Origin of the sequence: Intestinibaculum porci (assembly GCF_003925875.1) — a bacterium.
Classification (GTDB): Bacteria; Bacillota_I; Bacilli_A; order Erysipelotrichales; family Coprobacillaceae; genus Intestinibaculum; species Intestinibaculum porci.
This window is the reverse complement of sequence record NZ_AP019309.1, coordinates 2,550,413-2,568,778: the sequence shown is the minus strand read 5'-3', so window position 1 is coordinate 2,568,778 and position 18,366 is coordinate 2,550,413. Positions and strand designations below refer to the sequence as shown.

Sequence of the window (18,366 nt, the reverse complement as noted above, 5' to 3'; positions counted from 1 at the left end):
TTTTCTTTTATGGCATAATGGGGCAAAGGGATGTGGATGTATGATATTAAATAAAATAGAGAAAACACATTTTTCTGAATCAGAAGCGAACATTATGCGCTATATCTTACGCAGCGGGGAAAAGATTGCGGATATGACGACGAAGGATATCGCTGAAGCAACGTTTACGAGTGCGCCTTTATGTATTCGTATTGCCAAAAAATTAGGTTATGAAGGCTGGAATGACTTTAAAAAAGCTTTTTTGAAGGAATTAGAATATATGTATTCTACCAGAGATGTGGATGCTTCGATTCCTTTTGTGGTCAGTGATGATACCAGTACAATTGCCGGGAATATGTTTAAATTACATGAAGATACGGTGAAGGATACCAAAGCGTTATTAACCCATGATGATTTAGCGAAGGCTGTCTCATTACTGAGAAAAGCAGAAGTGATTGATATTTATACCAAGAGTACTTATCTTTATTTAGCGCAAGGTTTTATGCAAAAGATGCGCACCATTGGCAAACAGGTGAATATCGCTAATATTAATGGGGATGCTTTGATGTTAGCGGCGATGGGGAATCCATCGCATGTGGCGATTGTGGTTTCTTATTCGGGAGAAACGCCTTTAGTGCTGAATGCGGCCTATATGGCACAAAGCCAGCAGACGCCGATTATTGCGATTACCAGTATCTCGCAGTCCACTTTATCGAAGATGGCGGATGTCAGCTTAAGGATGAGCTCACGGGAAATGTTGAATACACCGATTGGGGAGTTTGCGACGGGAGAATCGGTCGCCTGCCTTTATGATATTCTTTATGCGGTGATTTTCTCTTTTGATTATGATCATAACTTAGAATACAAACTGGCTATTGCGAAAGTCATCGATGATAATTATTCGGAATATGAACCCATTAATAATGAGGGAGAATAGGGCTTTTTGGAGCCCTTTTTCGTTTGACCTTATATCTTTATTACCATATAATAAAGGTCATTAGGGGGACAAACCATGGAAACGATGATAGACATTAAAGATTTATCTTTTGAATATGAAGAAGGGGCAAAGACCATTGATCATATTTCATTCAAAGTACCAAAGGGATCTTATACCACGATCTTAGGGCATAATGGATCGGGTAAGAGTACAATTGCAAAACTGATTATTGGTTTATTAGCTGCTAAGAGCGGAACGATTAAAGTAGGGGATCTCGTTTTAAGTTTAGATACATTAGATGATGTGCGCAGATTAGTTGGGATTGTATTCCAAAATCCGGATAACCAGTTTATTGGTTCAACGGTTCGTGATGACATTGCTTTTGGCTTAGAGAACTTATGTGTACCCCATGATCAGATGGAAGATATGATCCATGAATATGCCAAGAAAGTTAACATGTTAGACTTCTTAGATCATGAACCAACCAAACTTTCTGGCGGGCAGAAACAGCGTGTAGCGATTGCGGGCATCTTGGCGATGCATCCAAGTATTATGATCTTAGATGAAGCGACCAGTATGTTGGATCCAAGAGGTCGTTTAGAAATCAATGAATTAGTACGTGAACTCAATAAAGAAGAAGGGATGACGATTCTTTCGATCACGCATGATATTGAAGAAGCCGCGAAAAGTGATAATGTCGTTTTATTAAATGATGGTCATATTGTCAATCAGGGAAAACCCGAAGATGTGTTATGCGATGTCAAACAAATCGCATCTTTACAGTTAGATGTACCCTTTGCCTATAAAATCTCAAGTGTCCTTAAAAAACAAGGATTTCATATTGATCCCACAATCAATCAAGAAAAGCTGGTGAAAGCATTATGTCAATTACATTCAAAGATGTAGAATACATTTATTCCAAAGATACACCCTTTGCCTATCATGCTCTTAAAGGGGTGAATTTAGATATCCCTAAAGGCTCATTTACGGCTTTAATAGGTCATACTGGTTCGGGTAAGTCCACTTTGATCCAGCATATCAATGCGTTATTATTACCAACAAGTGGTGAAGTGACGATTGAAGATGTGAAGATCACGAGTGAACAGAAGCCAAAAGTACTCAAACCATTACGTAAGAAAGCTGGTTTAGTATTCCAGTTCCCAGAATATCAGCTCTTTGAAGAAACGATTGCGAAAGATATTACCTTTGGTCCTCGCAACTTTGGCGTAAGTGAAGAAGAATGTGAAAAGATCGCGAGAGAAACACTCAAAAGAGTGGGCTTGGATGAAAGCTACTTAGAACGTTCTCCTTTTGAATTATCCGGCGGGCAAAAGCGCCGCGTAGCGATTGCTGGGATTTTGGCGATGGATCCAGAAATCCTTGTCTTAGATGAACCAACGGCGGGCTTAGATCCGGCCGGAGCGAAAGAAATGCTGGATTTATTTAAAAGCTTCCAGCAGGCTGGTCATACCGTTGTCATGGTCTCTCATGATATGAATCAGGTCTTGGAATACTGTGATCATGTGGTGGTCATGAATCAGGGAAAAGTAGAGAAACACTGCACGGTGGATGAATTATTCTCTCAGGAAGAATACTTATCCTCATTAAGTATTGATTTACCAATCATTACGCATTTTATTAATGAACTCAATGAACAAGGTTTCCATCTTGATCATACGATTAAAGATGTGAAAACTCTGATAGCTGCGATCGGAGGTGAACTGCGTGGATAGTGTAGTATTTGGGCAGTATCTGCCAGGGAATTCCTTTATGCATCGCTTGGATCCGCGTTTGAAGATTGCTGGGTTAATTGCTTTATTAATCTTAGTTTTCTTTGATGCGGGGTTCCTTGGTTATGCGATTATTGGTCTTTATGTCATCGCTTGTCTGATTTCTTCTAAGATGCCGGCTAAAAGAGTTGTAAAAGCAATGAAGCCAATGTTATTTATGATTGCTTTTTTAGCCATCTTTAACTTGCTGCTATTAAAAACCGGACATGTGATTTTTAAGTTTGGTTTCTTAAAGATCTATTCTGGAGCGGTTTCTCAGACTTTTTATATCATTGTTCGTCTGGTTTTAATTATCTCATTAACGACGATCTTAACGGCCACGACAAAGCCTTTAGATTTAACTTTAGGGTTAGAACATTTAATGAAACCATTAAAGAAAGTCAGCTTTCCTACTCATGAAGTGGCAATGATGATCTCTATTGCCTTACGTTTTATTCCAACTTTATTAGAAGAAACCCAGCGTATTATGAAAGCTCAGGCTTCTCGTGGGGTGGATTTTAATGAAGGCAGCTTTAAAGAAAAGATTGCGGCGATTATTTCTTTAATCATTCCATTATTTATTAGTGCTTTCCAGCGTGCTGAAGATTTAGCCAATGCGATGGAAAGTCGTAACTATATTCCTGGTGCCCCAAGAACCCGTTATCATGAATTGAAATGGAGAAGTGCTGATACCTTTGCCTTAATCAGTGTCATAGCTTTATGTGCTTGTATCATCACAATGAGTATTTTACGATGAGAATTAAATGTATTGTGGCTTATGATGGAACGCTCTTTCATGGCTGGCAGATCCAGCCGAATGTGCGCAGTGTGCAGGAAGAGATCCAGAAGGCCTTAAAGAATATTACCGGGGAAAACATTGTCATTCATTCTTCGGGCAGAACGGATGCCCATGTGCATGCCCATAATCAGGTTTTCCACTTTGACAGTGATAAAAACTTACCCGAAAAACAATGGCAGCGGGCTTTAAATCATTTTTTGCCAGCTGATATTTATATTAAAGATTCCTGCTTTGTCAATGAAGATTTTCATTCCCGTTACAGCGTTAAAGAAAAGGAATATCATTATATTCTTTCTACGAATACATATAGTCCTTTTGATCGTCATTATATTTACCAGTATCCTTATGGAAAATTAGACTTAAAGATTATGCAGGAAGCAGCGCAAATCTTTATTGGAGAACATGACTTTGCGTCTTACTGTGTCTATGATCAGTATGGTAATACCATTCGCACGCTCTATGATTTTATCATTAGCGAAGAGGATGGTGTCTTTACCTTTGTATTAAAAGGTAATGGCTTTAGACGTTATATGGTTAGACATATTGTGGGCGGTGTTATTCAGGTAGGGGCGCACCGTAAATCGATTGCCTTCTTACAGGATCTTTTAGATTCCAAAGGAGCTAAGAAATGTCTTTTTAAAGCCGAACCAGAAGGTTTATATTTAGAACATGTGTATTACGAAGAGGACTAATGCCTCTTCTTTTCATTTGATCCCCCTTAAAAAATTGTCATGGTATAATGAAATCAAGAAAGAAGGTATGTGGATGAAGACATTATTAGTATTTTTAATGAGTGTGTTGATGATCTTATCATTAGCGCCAGTGCAGGCTAAGTCAGTTTATAAGGAATTGCAGTGTGAAGAGTTGAATCAGGCTACCAGGGTAAATGGTTATACGTTTGTTTATAAACAAGCTAAAGATGGTAACTTTACCTTGAATGTAACGAAAGGGAAGAAGCGTTATGTTTATAAGAAAGCAGGGGACTGCTTTACTAATGGCAAGATGCTTTATCTTCCTCAAAATGGCAAGTTCTTGAAAGTGATCAAGTTAGCGAATAATAAAACCGTTGCCAGCTTTAAAGAAAGCCATGTAGGCACGGAAATGACTATTCTTACTGTTAACGATCGCTATGCGACTTTTGCGGGAAATGGCGAAGCTTATGGGAAATCAAGTTATTTGTACAAGATGGATAACGCATCACACAAGGTGAAATTGATGAGAAAGGGTTACTCTGATTTTATCAGAGATACCAAATACATTTTTTATAAGAAAGCAATGCATTCATATAAGCGCTGTAATCTTGATGTCAGTCATGAAAAAAGTGTATCTGAAAAGACATGGGGCTATGCTGTTGGGGCAGTAGGATGATGAGAGAAATTCTCATCATTTTTACTTTTTTAAGGAATAAGAACATTTTATAATAAAGACAAAGGAGTCTGTCCTATGTCAAAAAAGAAAATTAAAAAACCAAAGAAAAGAATGCCAATCAGAAAAAGCAATACATATGAAAAGTTTTATGTGCAGAAGGATAAAAAAGAGGATTTTATAGATATTATTGATCTTATCAACCATTTGGATGATGTGACTGATATTGAAACTTTGAAAGCTGTATATGCAGCGTATAATTCACCTGTTTCACCGCTTTATGATTTAAGTAAAGCTGATGCTGTATTAGAACGCTTACTTAATGTTGGGGATGTTTATGTTTGTGTGGGAAAAGGGATTGAACTGTTTGAAGCGGGAAAAAGAGAAGAAGCTTTTCCTTATCTTCAAAAAGGAGCTATACGTCAGGATTCAGCGGCACAGTTTTATTGCGGCTTATATTTCAATTTTAAAGAAGAATATCAAAAAGCTGCATTTTATTTTGAAGAAGCTGCTAAACAAGGCTTTGCCTCGGCTTGTTTTAATGCTTTTGTGCTTTATCATACAAATGAAGTGGTAAAAGATTTAAAGAAAGCGCAATATTATCTTAATCAATCGTTACATTATCATCATTCGCGGACGATCAATTTGGCTTGGCAACTGAATTTACAGCAGCCGCTTGATCATCGTGATGATCAGGCAGCTTTAGAAGCTCTAGAGTTTGATATCAATTTTGGAGACAAAATGAAACTATATGAATTAGAATATACATATGTTGTCGCTGATATGACTGATGAAAAGTTCTTTGCCTTGTTGGAAAAGATACCAAAGGATAATATAAATGTCCAAAGGCGTTTAGCTGAGTGTTATTTATATGGTATAGGGACAAAGTCAAATCCTTGTCGGGCATTGTCTTACTATAAACGTTTTCCTCATGATCTGATGGCTAAAATGCTGATCAAATATATGGATGTCAATGATCCATTAGGAAGCATGATGAAGGCGGCTAAGAAGAACAAAGCGAGCTGTTATGTTGTTGGAAAAATGTTTATGTTAGGCAGCTATGGTGAAGTTGATTTTGAAAAAGCAAAGATGTATCTTGAAAAAGGGATGAGTAAGAAATATCCTTTTGTAACGAATGCGTTAGGTCATATCTATCTTCATGAGGATCATGACTATCAAAAGGCAAGAGAATTACTGGAAAAAGATCAGCTGCTATTAAAAGAAAGCGAAGATTTGATGCGATTAAGAGATCTTTATACCCTTTATGCAAAAGGTTTAGGTGTAGAGAAAAATGAAAACAAAGCATTATCTCATACAAATTGTTTAAATATTCATAAAGCGTTCGAAATGCTGGAAGGTTAAATGGGCTGAACGTGTGATGTGATCGTCGCAAGGAAGGAGTATATTAAGTCAAAAAAGAAAATTAGAAAACCAAAGAAAAGAAACCCCGTGCAGAGAAAAGATCAAGTGATCACTGCCACCGATGATATCATTTTAACCAATTCCAAAAATGGCAAGCAGCGCAGTGCAGCGTGGCTGATTGCCCATGAGGATGAGCTAACAAGTCAAGATGAACTGTAGATGTTAGCGAGTCTTTATGACAATCCGAAGCTTTCTTACTTTGATCGCATGAAAGCAGATCGGATTTTTATCAAGTTAATTAAGTTAGGAGATTTGGAAGCATTTAAATATCATGGCGATGCATGGGATATATGGAGAAGTCAATCCGCATCTTGCAAAATCGCTTTTTGAAAAAGGCATGAGTACGAGATATATGCAAAATCAGTATGCTTTGGCACATTTATATTTAAATGAAAACGAGCTGCAGGATGTTCATCAAGCACTTAAATTGTTAAAAGAATATAAAGCCAATCGCCATTCACAATTTGCTCTCATGCGGCTGCGCGATCTTTATACGATTTATGCGAATGGCATTGGCATGGAAGAAGATTTAGCGAGCGCGGAAATGTATGCCAGAAGCATTATTGCCAATCATGATGAAACTAAAGTGGTAAGAATGAAACCGTTCTTATCACTTTTTCTCTTTTCTAGGAGATCAAAACTGTTTATAATCCCACAATTGACAGAAAAAATTGAGTAAAAGCCAGGATTCCCTTTATTTATCGGTGTTTCCTGGTTTTTTGTTTAATCAATTTTTTGTTGTATGTGATTGCCTCTTTAAAAGTTTTTTTGAAATTTTTCTTAAAATTTTATTCAGGTCCTTTGGCTTGTAGTACTGAAAGTCAAGCCCCAGCTCTGTTAGCTGCTCGAGAGCCTTTAGCGTATAGCTTGAAGTGTATGTTGCACTATAGTAAACATCATGCTCATTCACCACATTCATGTTTTTTAATGTTTCTATCAGCTCTTTTACTGTTACATGTGTTCCCTGATCATCAAGCATGCATTCTAACAGTCTGTATACTAGCAGGGCGGTGAAGCACGTTAAAAAATGCGCTCTAATTCTGTTGGGATTATATACATAGACAGGACGAGCTTTGAAGGTAGTCTTCATTATTCTAAAGCAGTCCTCAATCTGGTATCTCTTATGTGATATGTCAAGAATATCCTTGACCGGATCAAGAACAAGATTTGTCGCTACTGCATAATAGCCGTCATACTGCTCTTCTTTTCGAATCTGCTCCTCATCTATAATATAAGCTGACTTTGTCTTATTTTTATTTTTGATAAACCTTCTTACGTCATTGGGTCCCTTCTTGATCTTCTCCGGATCACCTGAAGAGATGAGCTTTTTAGCTCTGTCAATCTGTCTCTGACGAACTTTTCTCTGATAGTCCATCATTTTTCTCGAGAACGTAACAATGACGATCTGCTTTAAAGTGCCTTTTGCTTTTACTTTCCTGATCTTACCATTTTTGCATTTTTTCATCTCATAATAACCAAGAAAGATGTCCTCCTTGTCAGCATTTAAAACTTTATAGGCTGTAGATTCATAGCGTGCTCTGTTCAGTTCGCTGTTTTTGTCATATTTAAAGGTTTTTAGCTCCTCAATTGACACTGGATTGTCATCACTGAGATTTCTGTAGTCACAGTCGTTGAATACAGCAGTCTGAAGAGCATCAGACAGCTTCTTGACTGACTGCGTGACAATAAAAGCTCGGCCGCCCATTGAATTAAATTTGCGGATATTGTATGAACCCAGACCGGCATCGGCACAGTATATGAATTTACTGTTACCCATGGTCTTAATGACCTGCTCCTCCAGCGGGGTGGCCGTTTCCTGCTCGCTGGTATTGCCAGGATCCAGGCACATAGAAATAGGAATTCCTCTCTTGTCCATTAAAAGTCCCATTTCAACGATAGGATTAGGCCTGTTTTCCTTGCTGACGCCGTAGCGTCTTAGCCCCTTTGTAACTTCGCCCGTTTCCGGATCAATCTCATCATCGTCAGCCTGTTCGCATTCAAAAAAGTAATTTGTGCAGTCATAGTAGACGACAGACATGTCTCTCTTTATGAGATTCTGTGATTTTTTATAAAGATGCGCAAGGTAGTCCTCCTGGTTTTCTGCAATTAAATCGAGAAAGCGGAGAAAATGATGGTACTCAATCTGAGGATTCTCATAGTAGGCATTAAGGCGGTCATAGGTGCCATACTTGCTGTGAGGATCAAGGATTCTGCCAAAGGTAAGAAATCTGTTAACAGAATTAAAGTCATATTTCGCCTTGGACTTTTCCTGAAGATTTCTAAAAAAGCCGTCCAGTTCAAGCATATTATAAATGTACTGAAGGTAGAAGTATCCGATGTTGGATGACAGTGAGCGGCTTATCCGGCTATCATCGGGTCCTGTCACTCGCTGATTGAAGTCGACCGTCAGTGTGTATTCCCGCTTTCCGGATCTCGCATCCTCATTCATTTTTTGTATTACATTTCTGCAGTAGGATACCGGATCATCGGTGATCATCAGAAGTTCTGAATGTTTGCCGAGCTTTTTTACATTGCGGGTGGTCGTCTTTTTGCCGTTTCTGATTCCCTCCTGGACATAGTATGTGGGATCCTTAAGACGCTTGTCGTAGTAGAGCTTCATATAAAAAAGTCCTCCTCTCATCTAATATTTTAGCATGAAAGGGAAAGACATACAACACATACAACATAATAATTTATAAAATTTGACAGATAAAAGCCCCTGATAACAGGGGTTTTGTAGATATGGCTAGTAGAGATTCTGTCAATCGCCCGGAAGAAGATTTAGCGAGCGCGGAAATGTATGCCAGAAGCATTATTGCCAATCATGATGAAACTAAAGTGGTAAGAATGAAACCGTTCTTATCACTTTTTCTCTTTTCTAGGAGATCAAAACTGTTTATAATGGGGAACATGAGTGAGGTAAGATATTTATGTGGGAAGGACATATCTTTTTAAAGATTTTTATCATTATTGTATTAGCATCATTTTTAGGCTTTGGGTTATATTATGATTTACCGACGAAGGTGCAGGAATACTATCTTAATAGCTTAAATGATGATCAGGTGACAATGGATTTAGATGAATGTGTACAGTTAAAACTGAAAAAGAAAGAGGACTATAAAGTCTCTTCGGATAATAAGAAAGTTGCGAAGATTGATCAGGATTTAAAGATTTCACCAGTGAAAGCAGGGGAAACGGATGTCCATGTCAAAACCAAACGTCAGGATATGGTCTGTCATATTATTGTCGCCAATCATTATTTAAATGCGCCGGTGATTTATCTAGAGCCGCATCAGGGCTATCGTCTGAAACAGGCAGGAAAGAGTATGTATACCAGTGATAATGGGGCTATAGAAGTGAATAATGGGGTCGTTACTTGTACGAGAGCTGCAAATGGAACGATCACGACAAGAACGAAAAATAAAACCTATACCAATAAGATTGTCTGCCGTGATGTGATGTCTTTGATGCATTCTTCATCGGTAACGGTTTATGATGCCACAAGTAAGAAATTCCTTTATACGAAAAATAGTGATGTCAAGATGAATCCGGCCTCTATTACGAAGATCTTAAGTGTCTATACGTATTTGCAGAAGATTCACAATGTCAATGCGCCAACAACTTTAACGGCTGAAGATATTACCACCGCTTCAGCGGGTGGCGCAGTGACAACGAAAATCAATCCTAGTGAACGTGTCACTTATAATGATTTATTGCATGGTGCTTTATTGGTTTCAGGAGCGGATGCCATTGTGTCATTATGTCGTACAACATATGGCAGTGTGGGTAATTTGGCGGCCACGATGAATGCGAATGCAGCGAAGTTTGGTATGACCAATAGCCATTTCACTAATGGCATTGGGATGACAGATCCTAATCACTATACAACCGGAAAAGATTTAGTGAAACTGATGAGTCATGTATTACAAAGCAAAGCTTTTAAAAAGGTGTTCTATACGAAAAAGTATAAAACATCCAATGGGTTACATGTCTTTAGATCACCATCCTCTTCTTATGGCAAACAGGTTTTAGGCGCGAAAAATGGTCTTACCAATGCAGCGCAAGAATGTGTAGCTTTAGAAGAAAAGGTCAATGGTCATGATCTGTATGTGATTACGATGCATGCAGCGACATCTCATGAACGTAAAATGGATATTGTAACGATGAATCAGTATCTCTCATTCACTCTGTAAAACGTCCTTTAACAGGGCGTTTTTATTATAGCTTATAACTGTTTACAGCCATAAGAAAAAACTATTAGGCAATGATAAGAATGTCCGATATAATGAAAATACAATATTAAGATAGGAATAAAGGGTATAAGTATGGAACAAGTATGGAAAGATCGAGAAAACCTGAATAAAAATGAAATAGCGAAATTAGAAAAAGATGGCTTAGCCATTATTGATGAATTACCTCAGTTAGCTAAAAAATCTTTTGAAGACATTGCCTGGGATGATGTGGAACGTTTAAAGTGGGCAGGTATATATGCCCAAAGACCAAAGAATGGCTTATTTTTGATTCGTATTAAGCTGCCTTCTGGGCAGCTTAACAGCAAGCAGGCAAAAGTTATTGCTCAGCTCGCAAAACAGTATGGTAAGAATGAAATTCAGATTACCATTCGTCAATGTATTCAAATTCATAATATTACTTTAGCGGATGCGATTGCCATTCGTAAAGCGATTGCGGAAGTCGGTTTAACAAGCGTGGGCGGCTGTGGTGATGTACCAAGAAATATCTTAGGCAATCCATTAATGGGGATCGATCCAGAAGAATTATTTGATACTTCAAATTTAGTGAATGAAGCAGTGGAATTCTTAACTGGTAATCCGGAATATTCAAACTTACCACGAAAGTTTAAATTATCGATTTCGGCGAATCCGCATGATGTTGGCTTTGCGGGTATTAATGACTGCGCTTTTGTCCCGGCGGTGAAAACAAGTCATGGCGAAACAGTGGATGGCTTCCATGTCTATGTTGGCGGCGGCCTTTCACGTGATCCGCATTTAGCGGTGAAACTGGATTTCTTTGTGAAACCGGAAGAGACATTAGATTTTATTAAAACGGTCATTACGATCTTTAGAGATTATGGCTTTAGAGAAAAGAGAACGCATTGTCGTCTCAAACATTTAGTAGATGCCTGGGGTAAAGAAAAACTGCAGGAAGAAATCTTAAAAGCGATGCCTGATTTAGAAAAAGGCGGTCGTGATTATGCAAGAAAGTGGACATATGGTCGTTTCCATGGTTTCCATAAACAGAAGCAGGATGGTCTTTATTATGCCGGATTGAATGTTATTTCGGGAATGATGAGCGCTGATGCATTAGAGCAGGTGGCTTTATTAAGTGAAAAGTATGGTGATGGTCAGTTAAGAACAACCAATTCACAATGTTTATTAGTGATTAACTTACCAAAAGAACATCTGAAAGATTTTGAAAAGGCCTGTCCATTATCCTTAAAACCTGATTATTTAAGAGGCTATGGCGCCAGCTGTACAGGGAATAAATACTGTAACTTTGCGCCAATTGATACGAAGTATTATTTAAAAGCTCTTTATGATTATTTAGGAGAAAGACATGACTTTAAAGCGCCGTTTAGAATCAATGTGACGGGCTGCACCCATCAGTGCGCTCATGCGGCGATCGCTGATTTAGGACTAGTTGGCGGGAAGATGAAGAAAAATGGTGTAATGGTCGATGCATTTACGCTTTCGATTGGCGGGGCTTTAGGCAAGGAAGCGCAGTTTGGTTATACATTAAAAGGCCGTTATAGCTTTGAAGAGGTTCAAAAGATTGCGGATCTTCTTATTGCCGACTTTCTCACGCATAAAGCGTCTACAGAAAGCTATGCTCATTATGTACAAAATAAAGGAACAGAATATTTTGAAAGCTTAATTCATGCTTAAGGAAACTATGATAGAATAACCTCATGGAGATGAGTTTATGAAGAAATTCTTAGCAGTATTATTATCAATGAGTTTATTTTTACCAATCACGATTGTGCATGGCCAAACGCCAGTGGTTGTGGTGATTGATCCGGGCCATGGCGGCAGTGAGTTAGGCGCTTATGTCAATTACAATGATGAAACGTATTATGAAAAGGATATGAACCTTAAGATGGCTACTGCCATGTATAATAAGTTATCGCAGTATGATGGTGTCAAAGTGTATATGACAAGAACGGATGATTCGACAGTCAGTTTGTCAAGCCGCATCGCTTATGCGAAAAAGATGAAAGCCAATGTTTTATTTAGTGTGCATGTTAATGCGAAAGGTTCTGCTTCTAAAGAAGACAATGGTTTATTTGCCCTCATTAGTAATGGTCATTATCGTTCTCATTTACGCGATGTTGCGAAAGGGATCAGTGATTTAGCTTTACAGTATGAAGCTCAGACGAGCGGGATGGTCAATAATGGAGATTTACTACGTAATAGTGGTACCACGACATATCCCAATAACACCGCAGCCGATTATTACTATATCGTACGTGCCAGTGTGAATGCGAATATTCCCGGCTTTATTATGGAACATGGTTTTATTGACAATGATCAGGATTTTGCGTTCTTAAGTAATGATGATTCATTAAAAGCGATGGGTGAAGCGGATGCGCAGGCGGTGATTGATTATTATCATTTATCTTTAAAAGGTAGTACACCAGTCAATGAATCACAAAATGAAGAAGCAACCTCTGATGAAGAAACACCAGTGACATTAGAAGCTCCGACACTAAAATTAAAGAATGTGTCTAATGGGTTACAGTTATCTTGGAATGCTGTCGAGGGGGCGACTTCTTATGATCTTTATCGTAAAGTTAATAAATGGGTGAAGTATAAGAATGTCAAAGCAACTTCATTTCTTAATAGTGCCGTAAAAAATGGTCAGCGTTACAGTTATAAAATTGTGGCAAAAAATGAAAGTGTCACTTCTGATGTAAGTAATATCAAATCAGCTGCTTATCTCAATCGTACAAAAATTAAGAAAGCTTCAGTCAAGAAACGTAAAGTGACATTGACTTGGTTAAAGAATTCCAAGGCTTCGGGTTATGTTGTTCGCTATATCAAAAACGGGAAAACATATACGAAAACCTATAAAGGAAAAGCGAAAACGAAAGCAAAGCTTTCTTTAAAGAAAGGAAGCTATAAATTCTCAGTGCGCTGTTATATTAATAAAAGTGGTAAATATTATTCTGTTTATTCAACCGCTAAAAGCGTGAAAGTGAAATAAATGAGAGTCTCAGGAATGTCTTCCTGAGGCTTTTTCGTGATTAAAAAGTTGAAATATGTATTAAATATGAGATAACAAAGTTTATCGAAATGTTGGTTGTAATTTAGAGTCCTTTATTGAATTTGGATTTGTTTATGAAGATAAATGGTAAATAATCTAAAAAGTAAAATTATGTGGTATAATGGAAATACGAGGTGGAGGTGAAGTCATGTTAATACAAAATACATCTGTGACTGTGAATTATAAAAAGATCGATGGTATTAAAAAAGCTTACATCAATAATGAGGAAAAGTTGCATAAATATTTTAATTTAGGAACTGTATTACCGATTCCTGATAATGCGCCGTTAGAAATTCCTAGAATTATGGTTCAAACGGTAAATGAACATGGTCAACTTCTTATTTCACCGATTAGAACTACTTTTAATGTAAATTATAATGCTGGTTTTGAAATGGATTGGGCTAAATGTTCTCAGTACATTAAAGAAAGAATGAGGTGTATTTTTGATCTTTTAAATATTATTACTAAAGATTCTTATGAATATATAGGATTAGTATCAACGATATTATTTGATGATATTAAAGAGAATGGCACAAATGTTATTGCAAATAATTTAATTAAATCTAAAAATATAAATGATTTATATGATATTGATATTAAGTTTACATTTGTGGAAGATAATAAGATTTACACGAATATTACATTGCAAGATGCACGTATTTTTAAGTCAGGAGTTGATATAGCTAAGGCAGGCGACTTAAGCTTTAAAAATCAGATTGAAGAATCAGTTGGCGTTATATTGGATATTAATGATCGCTATGGCTTTAATAATAATCCAAATTACGTTTCTGGTAGTGATGTGCTAGAACAGTTGATTTATTATATGGATCACGTTATTAATAATAAATTAGAAACTTTAGTTAGGAAAGGAGAGTTGTAAAGTGGAACCTAAAAAATTTTTCCCAAATATCTCTGAAACTGTTGTCGTGGCTGGATTATTAGTTGTACCCACCTATTTGAATTATACGCTCCCTGTAAACTATCAAAGGGTATCTAATAAATTGCCAAAGGAATATGTCTATGAATTTAATAGAACAGATCCAAATATGGAATACGAAAATAATTATATTATGACTGATTATTCTTATAGAACATTAGAACGGGATGCTGAGGATCTGTTTGGGCCGATGCGTGAAGCGACTCAGGAGGAGCAAAAGTCGGTTGAAGATTATATCGAAAGTATTTCTGTTAATACTGGGGTGAAGTTTTTTTAATATATGTTGAAGGAATTTATTGATTTTGTAGACAGTGTATTGCCTAACGTCCCCCAAAACACTAAGGATGCAGCAAAATATGCAATTGATCAATTTGAAAAAGATGGAGAATGCATTAGATATTTGACCTTAAGTCCACTTAGGGAGTTATCTCAGGGTGATGTTATTTCGAATATTCCTTTTTATTATATTAATAGAGATGGTTATTCAAATACCTTTGTGGCAGATGCAATGGTTATCTCTACATCATGCCATATTGATCAAAGAAATAAATTGGTACTTGCGGCGGTGTTGCCGATAAACGGATTTATTGGTAATGTAGAAGAACTGAAAAATAATCGCATTTATAATTATATGTATATCCCAACAATTGGTATGGAAGATAAGTATATTTGCTTTGATTATATGACCAGTATTAACAAAGATCTTATTCTGGAAAATATTAAAAATGGTAAAATTCATCGTAATGCATCATTAAATCAAATAGGTTACTATTTGCTGATTATAAAATTAACAGTAAATTTTATGAGAAAAGAAGACAGTGGGACATTAGAAGAAAGAAACAATGATTTCAATTATAAGTGAAATTCTTTTTACATGTTGGTGTTGATATGGGCTCTAAAGTTTTATTGAAATTAGTAGTTTAATGTATTATGTTTAGTTTTAGCGACAGCTTCTTGCTCCGTGTTGTTAACAATTTAGTGACTTGATATATTTTTTAGTTTATAGCGCGCAATTTAATTTCTCTCTATGAGTCATAAATTCCATCAGCTTTATTTTTACAGATCGAATATACTATTGCTAAACTTAAATATTCTTTCTTTACTGAGCTGGCGAATGTAGAAATATTGCTGATGCTGTCTCAGCATCCCTAAAAGCTTTGTAACTTTCTCGCTGATATTAAGTTTTCTGAAATTATATTGGATCATAAATAACGAGTTATATCTATTTATATACTTTGTTGATATATTTCTATAATAGATGATTTCTGATTCAATAAATGAATGAAGTCCATTTACAGTATTCAAATGATCAGTTTTTGTATACTCATCGAGTTTTAGATGCTTTACGCCGCAATTTCGTTTTTTCAGACTCCAGTCATAAATATTGATACCATCTGTAAAGCAGTAGCTTTCTTTATCAATATGCTGACAAAATTCATAGCCATTCACGTCAGTAGGTCGACCGGTATTATAGGTGTGAATAAATGTATTTCCGCCTCGGGAAACTACGGTCATAATACATACTAGAATATCAGTTATGCCTGGTTTCGGTGCTATTGATCCATGTTTTCGAGGATCAACGCCTTCCAGCTTAGTCCCTTTATGACTCGCCAGGATGTACTTCTCATCTATTTCAGCTACATCACCTACAGAATCATTAGCTAGGATCATTTCAATGAAATGAAGTAGCTTATGACGCATTCTAAATACAGTCACATAATGCACACCGATTTTGAATGCAGTTTCGCGTAAAGCTAAACCGTTGAGTGTATCTTTAAGAACAACTTTCCACTTTGAAAGGCTCTGATGTGAATAGAAAGTTAATTGACCGGTATCCGCTACAAAGCGTTTATTACAGCTTTTACATCTATACATTTGCTTGCCACTTTTTGTGTGTCCTGCTTTGATCATTTTAGGATGTTTTTCAGGACATTTTGGGCAATGCTCTATGATAGGTGTAGACGCAGTTTCATTAGCTTCAATATACTCCTCAACCATATCAAGAATCTGTTCAATTTGAAATTGATCTAGTTTAATATTAGATAAATTAGCAGCAATGTTTTGAATTTCCATATTAATACCTCCAGGTACTATATATTTTAGCAAATATACGTATATCCTGATGTTCAATAAATCGCTTGAAAGGGATAAATACGGAGTTTATATGCGAAAGTCACTTATTTGTTAACAACACGTCTTGCTCAAAGTAGATAATTGCTATAATAATATTATTTATTCTTTAGTTTTTTACATATTTATGAATTCTTAGCTTTATGAGATCTCACTCTGGATTGGTTGAATGCCTGAGTGAGATCTTTTCAATATTCAGTTGACTTTTTTAGTCAATGTGACATATAAATTATGAATTAAGAATAATCAAAAAGGTCATACATATATAAACGGAGAACGTTAAATAATATTGTTAATGCCTAGTAGTAGTCCCGATGCGGTTATCCTTTTGAAGTCTTCTTGAGGCTTTTTCACAAGAGTAAAAAATGAATAGGAAAAATCGTGATTTTTATACAATTCGTGATTGACAAAAAAAGGTGATTGTTTATAATGTATATTGTCTTTTAGGGGGACTTTGCCCTAAAAGTTTGTTTTGTTTGTTTATAGGAGATGGATCATCTTATCAAGTCCATCGTTGACTAGAAAATAAACTCATTAAAAAAGACCCCGGTAAGGTTAATTTAAGGAGATACGAAAATGAGACAAACAACAATGGCTAATGCAGCCACTATTGAAAAGAAATGGTACGTTGTTGATGCAACTGACATGGTATTAGGTCGTTTAGCATCACAGGTTGCCGCTGTATTAAGAGGTAAAAACAAACCAACTTACACTCCACATGTAGATACTGGTGATTATGTTATTATTATTAATGCAGACAAAGTCAGAATGACTGGTAAGAAATTACAGAACGTAAAATATTACCATCATACTGGATGGCTTGGAGGTCTTAAAGTTAAGACTGCTCAGGAATTCTTAGAAAAGGATCCAACAGGCTTTGTAGAACATGCTGTTAAAGGTATGTTACCACACAACACTTTAGGAAGAGCACAGGGTATGAAATTATTTGTTTACGCAGGTAACGAACATCCACATGCAGCTCAGAAGCCAGAAGAATTGAAAATTAAGGGATAGGAGGACGATTAAATGGCTAATGTACAATACAGAGGAACAGGACGTAGAAAAACATCAGTAGCACGTGTTATCTTAACACCAGGTACTGGTAACGTTACAATCGATGGTAGAAATGCTAGAGAATATTTACAGTCAGATATTCTTGTTCAGATCGTCAACCAACCATTAGAATTAACAGGAACTAAAGATAAGTTCGATGTTAAGGTTAATGTATACGGTGGTGGATACAGCGGTCAGGCTGGTGCTATCCGTCATGGTATCGCTAGAGCTTTACTTGAAGCTGGTGAAGATTACAGACCAACTTTAAAAGCTGCTGGTTTATTAACTCGTGATGCACGTAAGAAAGAACGTAAGAAATACGGTCTTAAGAAAGCTCGTAAAGCACCACAGTTCTCAAAACGTTAATTTTCATGTTCAAAAGATCCCTTTTTGGGATCTTTTCTTTTGCCCTTTTATCCTATTAGCCAAAAATGCGGAAATCCGCAAAAACAGCTAATAGGAACTGAGCTTAAATAACTCTTGACTACTATTCTATTAGCCAAAAATGCGGAAATCCGCAAAAATGGCTAATAGGAATCACGCTTGAATAAGCCTTGACTACTATTCTATTAGCCAAAAATGTGGAAATCCGTAAAAATAGCTAATAGGAACTGAGCTTGACTAAGTCTTGACTGCTACTCTATTAGTTAAAAATGCGGAAATCCGCAAAAATGGCTAATAAGAAACACGAATG

General features: G+C 36.6%; 20 protein-coding genes. 18 read left to right on the top strand and 2 right to left on the bottom strand.

Annotation, left to right across the window (positions count from 1 at the left end; all coding sequences use genetic code 11):
• Positions 1 to 40: 40 nt before the first annotated feature.
• The 9 genes from SG0102_RS12165 to SG0102_RS12130 all read left to right on the top strand — a co-directional run bounded on the left by SG0102_RS12165 (position 41) and on the right by SG0102_RS12130 (position 6,950).
• The gene (locus tag SG0102_RS12165) at positions 41 to 916 is read left to right on the top strand and encodes a MurR/RpiR family transcriptional regulator (RefSeq protein WP_125120174.1); all 876 of its coding nucleotides are present in this window, start codon (positions 41 to 43) and stop codon (positions 914 to 916) included.
• 75 nt (positions 917 to 991) lie between these two features.
• Positions 992 to 1,822 carry an energy-coupling factor transporter ATPase gene (locus SG0102_RS12160; RefSeq protein WP_125120173.1) on the top strand — a complete coding sequence of 277 codons (831 nt, stop codon included), beginning with the start codon at positions 992 to 994 and terminating at the stop codon, positions 1,820 to 1,822.
• On the top strand, positions 1,798 to 2,649 hold the full coding sequence (locus SG0102_RS12155) for an energy-coupling factor transporter ATPase (protein ID WP_125120172.1): 852 nt from the start codon (positions 1,798 to 1,800) through the stop codon (positions 2,647 to 2,649). Before SG0102_RS12160 ends, SG0102_RS12155 begins: the two co-directional genes overlap by 25 nt.
• Complete coding sequence (locus tag SG0102_RS12150; RefSeq protein WP_125120171.1) at positions 2,642 to 3,442, top strand: energy-coupling factor transporter transmembrane component T family protein; 801 nt, start codon at positions 2,642 to 2,644, stop codon at positions 3,440 to 3,442. The genes SG0102_RS12155 and SG0102_RS12150 overlap by 8 nt, the downstream gene beginning before the upstream one ends.
• On the top strand, positions 3,439 to 4,176 hold the full coding sequence (gene truA / locus SG0102_RS12145) for a tRNA pseudouridine(38-40) synthase TruA (RefSeq protein WP_125120170.1): 738 nt from the start codon (positions 3,439 to 3,441) through the stop codon (positions 4,174 to 4,176). The genes SG0102_RS12150 and truA overlap by 4 nt, the downstream gene beginning before the upstream one ends.
• A gap of 73 nt (positions 4,177 to 4,249) precedes the next feature.
• Positions 4,250 to 4,852, top strand: a complete 603-nt coding sequence (locus SG0102_RS12140) for a hypothetical protein (protein ID WP_125120169.1) — start codon at positions 4,250 to 4,252, stop codon at positions 4,850 to 4,852.
• 75 nt (positions 4,853 to 4,927) lie between these two features.
• On the top strand, positions 4,928 to 6,211 hold the full coding sequence (locus tag SG0102_RS12135) for a tetratricopeptide repeat protein (RefSeq protein WP_125120168.1): 1,284 nt from the start codon (positions 4,928 to 4,930) through the stop codon (positions 6,209 to 6,211).
• Between the two features lie 87 nt (positions 6,212 to 6,298).
• The gene (locus SG0102_RS15880; protein ID WP_269461198.1) at positions 6,299 to 6,430 is read left to right on the top strand and encodes a hypothetical protein; all 132 of its coding nucleotides are present in this window, start codon (positions 6,299 to 6,301) and stop codon (positions 6,428 to 6,430) included.
• Positions 6,431 to 6,608: 178 nt separating this feature from the next.
• Positions 6,609 to 6,950: an SEL1-like repeat protein gene (locus SG0102_RS12130; protein ID WP_162300212.1), complete on the top strand. Its 342-nt coding sequence runs from the start codon at positions 6,609 to 6,611 to the stop codon at positions 6,948 to 6,950.
• 48 nt (positions 6,951 to 6,998) lie between these two features.
• On the opposite strand, the gene SG0102_RS12125 is transcribed toward SG0102_RS12130, so the two are convergent.
• Positions 6,999 to 8,891, bottom strand: coding sequence for an IS1634 family transposase (locus tag SG0102_RS12125; RefSeq protein WP_125118860.1), 1,893 nt, complete (start codon positions 8,889 to 8,891; stop codon positions 6,999 to 7,001).
• Between the two features lie 122 nt (positions 8,892 to 9,013).
• On the opposite strand from SG0102_RS12125, the gene SG0102_RS12120 reads away from it, so the two are divergent.
• The 7 genes from SG0102_RS12120 to SG0102_RS12090 all read left to right on the top strand — a co-directional run bounded on the left by SG0102_RS12120 (position 9,014) and on the right by SG0102_RS12090 (position 15,351).
• A complete protein-coding gene (locus SG0102_RS12120; protein ID WP_125120166.1) occupies positions 9,014 to 9,226 on the top strand; it encodes a hypothetical protein in 213 nt (70 codons plus the stop codon).
• Positions 9,202 to 10,464 carry a D-alanyl-D-alanine carboxypeptidase family protein gene (locus tag SG0102_RS12115; RefSeq protein ID WP_125120165.1) on the top strand — a complete coding sequence of 421 codons (1,263 nt, stop codon included), beginning with the start codon at positions 9,202 to 9,204 and terminating at the stop codon, positions 10,462 to 10,464. The genes SG0102_RS12120 and SG0102_RS12115 overlap by 25 nt, the downstream gene beginning before the upstream one ends.
• Positions 10,465 to 10,596: 132 nt before the next feature.
• Positions 10,597 to 12,174, top strand: coding sequence for a nitrite/sulfite reductase (locus SG0102_RS12110; RefSeq protein WP_125120164.1), 1,578 nt, complete (start codon positions 10,597 to 10,599; stop codon positions 12,172 to 12,174).
• A 37-nt stretch (positions 12,175 to 12,211) separates the two neighbouring features.
• Positions 12,212 to 13,492 carry an N-acetylmuramoyl-L-alanine amidase gene (locus tag SG0102_RS12105; protein WP_125120163.1) on the top strand — a complete coding sequence of 427 codons (1,281 nt, stop codon included), beginning with the start codon at positions 12,212 to 12,214 and terminating at the stop codon, positions 13,490 to 13,492.
• 208 nt (positions 13,493 to 13,700) lie between these two features.
• The gene (locus tag SG0102_RS12100) at positions 13,701 to 14,432 is read left to right on the top strand and encodes a hypothetical protein (RefSeq protein WP_125120162.1); all 732 of its coding nucleotides are present in this window, start codon (positions 13,701 to 13,703) and stop codon (positions 14,430 to 14,432) included.
• 1 nt (position 14,433) lies between these two features.
• Positions 14,434 to 14,766, top strand: a complete 333-nt coding sequence (locus SG0102_RS12095) for a hypothetical protein (protein ID WP_125120161.1) — start codon at positions 14,434 to 14,436, stop codon at positions 14,764 to 14,766.
• 3 nt (positions 14,767 to 14,769) lie between these two features.
• On the top strand, positions 14,770 to 15,351 hold the full coding sequence (locus SG0102_RS12090) for a hypothetical protein (protein WP_125120160.1): 582 nt from the start codon (positions 14,770 to 14,772) through the stop codon (positions 15,349 to 15,351).
• 194 nt (positions 15,352 to 15,545) lie between these two features.
• Here the strand turns inward: SG0102_RS12090 and SG0102_RS12085 are convergent, their stop codons facing one another.
• The gene (locus SG0102_RS12085; protein ID WP_125119257.1) at positions 15,546 to 16,562 is read right to left on the bottom strand and encodes an IS1595 family transposase; all 1,017 of its coding nucleotides are present in this window, start codon (positions 16,560 to 16,562) and stop codon (positions 15,546 to 15,548) included.
• 633 nt (positions 16,563 to 17,195) lie between these two features.
• On the opposite strand from SG0102_RS12085, the gene rplM reads away from it, so the two are divergent.
• Complete coding sequence (gene rplM / locus SG0102_RS12080) at positions 17,196 to 17,633, top strand: 50S ribosomal protein L13 (RefSeq protein WP_125120159.1); 438 nt, start codon at positions 17,196 to 17,198, stop codon at positions 17,631 to 17,633.
• 12 nt (positions 17,634 to 17,645) lie between these two features.
• Positions 17,646 to 18,038, top strand: coding sequence for a 30S ribosomal protein S9 (gene rpsI / locus SG0102_RS12075; protein ID WP_125120158.1), 393 nt, complete (start codon positions 17,646 to 17,648; stop codon positions 18,036 to 18,038).
• Positions 18,039 to 18,366: the final 328 nt, after the last annotated feature.

Excerpts from the sequence above, each read along its gene's own strand:
- SG0102_RS12130 (WP_162300212.1), top strand. The coding sequence starts at position 6,609 with ATGAGTACGAGATATATGCAAAATCAGTATGCTTTGGCACATTTATAT.
- SG0102_RS12100 (WP_125120162.1), top strand. The coding sequence starts at position 13,701 with ATGTTAATACAAAATACATCTGTGACTGTGAATTATAAAAAGATCGAT.
- SG0102_RS12135 (WP_125120168.1), top strand. The coding sequence starts at position 4,928 with ATGTCAAAAAAGAAAATTAAAAAACCAAAGAAAAGAATGCCAATCAGA.
- SG0102_RS12155 (WP_125120172.1), top strand. The coding sequence starts at position 1,798 with ATGTCAATTACATTCAAAGATGTAGAATACATTTATTCCAAAGATACA.
- SG0102_RS12085 (WP_125119257.1), bottom strand. The coding sequence starts at position 16,562 with ATGGAAATTCAAAACATTGCTGCTAATTTATCTAATATTAAACTAGAT.
- SG0102_RS12110 (WP_125120164.1), top strand. The coding sequence starts at position 10,597 with ATGGAACAAGTATGGAAAGATCGAGAAAACCTGAATAAAAATGAAATA.
- rpsI (WP_125120158.1), top strand. The coding sequence starts at position 17,646 with ATGGCTAATGTACAATACAGAGGAACAGGACGTAGAAAAACATCAGTA.
- truA (WP_125120170.1), top strand. The coding sequence starts at position 3,439 with ATGAGAATTAAATGTATTGTGGCTTATGATGGAACGCTCTTTCATGGC.
- SG0102_RS12105 (WP_125120163.1), top strand. The coding sequence starts at position 12,212 with ATGAAGAAATTCTTAGCAGTATTATTATCAATGAGTTTATTTTTACCA.
- SG0102_RS12140 (WP_125120169.1), top strand. The coding sequence starts at position 4,250 with ATGAAGACATTATTAGTATTTTTAATGAGTGTGTTGATGATCTTATCA.
- SG0102_RS12125 (WP_125118860.1), bottom strand. The coding sequence starts at position 8,891 with ATGAAGCTCTACTACGACAAGCGTCTTAAGGATCCCACATACTATGTC.
- SG0102_RS12090 (WP_125120160.1), top strand. The coding sequence starts at position 14,770 with ATGTTGAAGGAATTTATTGATTTTGTAGACAGTGTATTGCCTAACGTC.
- SG0102_RS12165 (WP_125120174.1), top strand. The coding sequence starts at position 41 with ATGATATTAAATAAAATAGAGAAAACACATTTTTCTGAATCAGAAGCG.
- SG0102_RS12160 (WP_125120173.1), top strand. The coding sequence starts at position 992 with ATGGAAACGATGATAGACATTAAAGATTTATCTTTTGAATATGAAGAA.
- rplM (WP_125120159.1), top strand. The coding sequence starts at position 17,196 with ATGAGACAAACAACAATGGCTAATGCAGCCACTATTGAAAAGAAATGG.
- SG0102_RS12120 (WP_125120166.1), top strand. The coding sequence starts at position 9,014 with ATGGCTAGTAGAGATTCTGTCAATCGCCCGGAAGAAGATTTAGCGAGC.
- SG0102_RS12115 (WP_125120165.1), top strand. The coding sequence starts at position 9,202 with ATGTGGGAAGGACATATCTTTTTAAAGATTTTTATCATTATTGTATTA.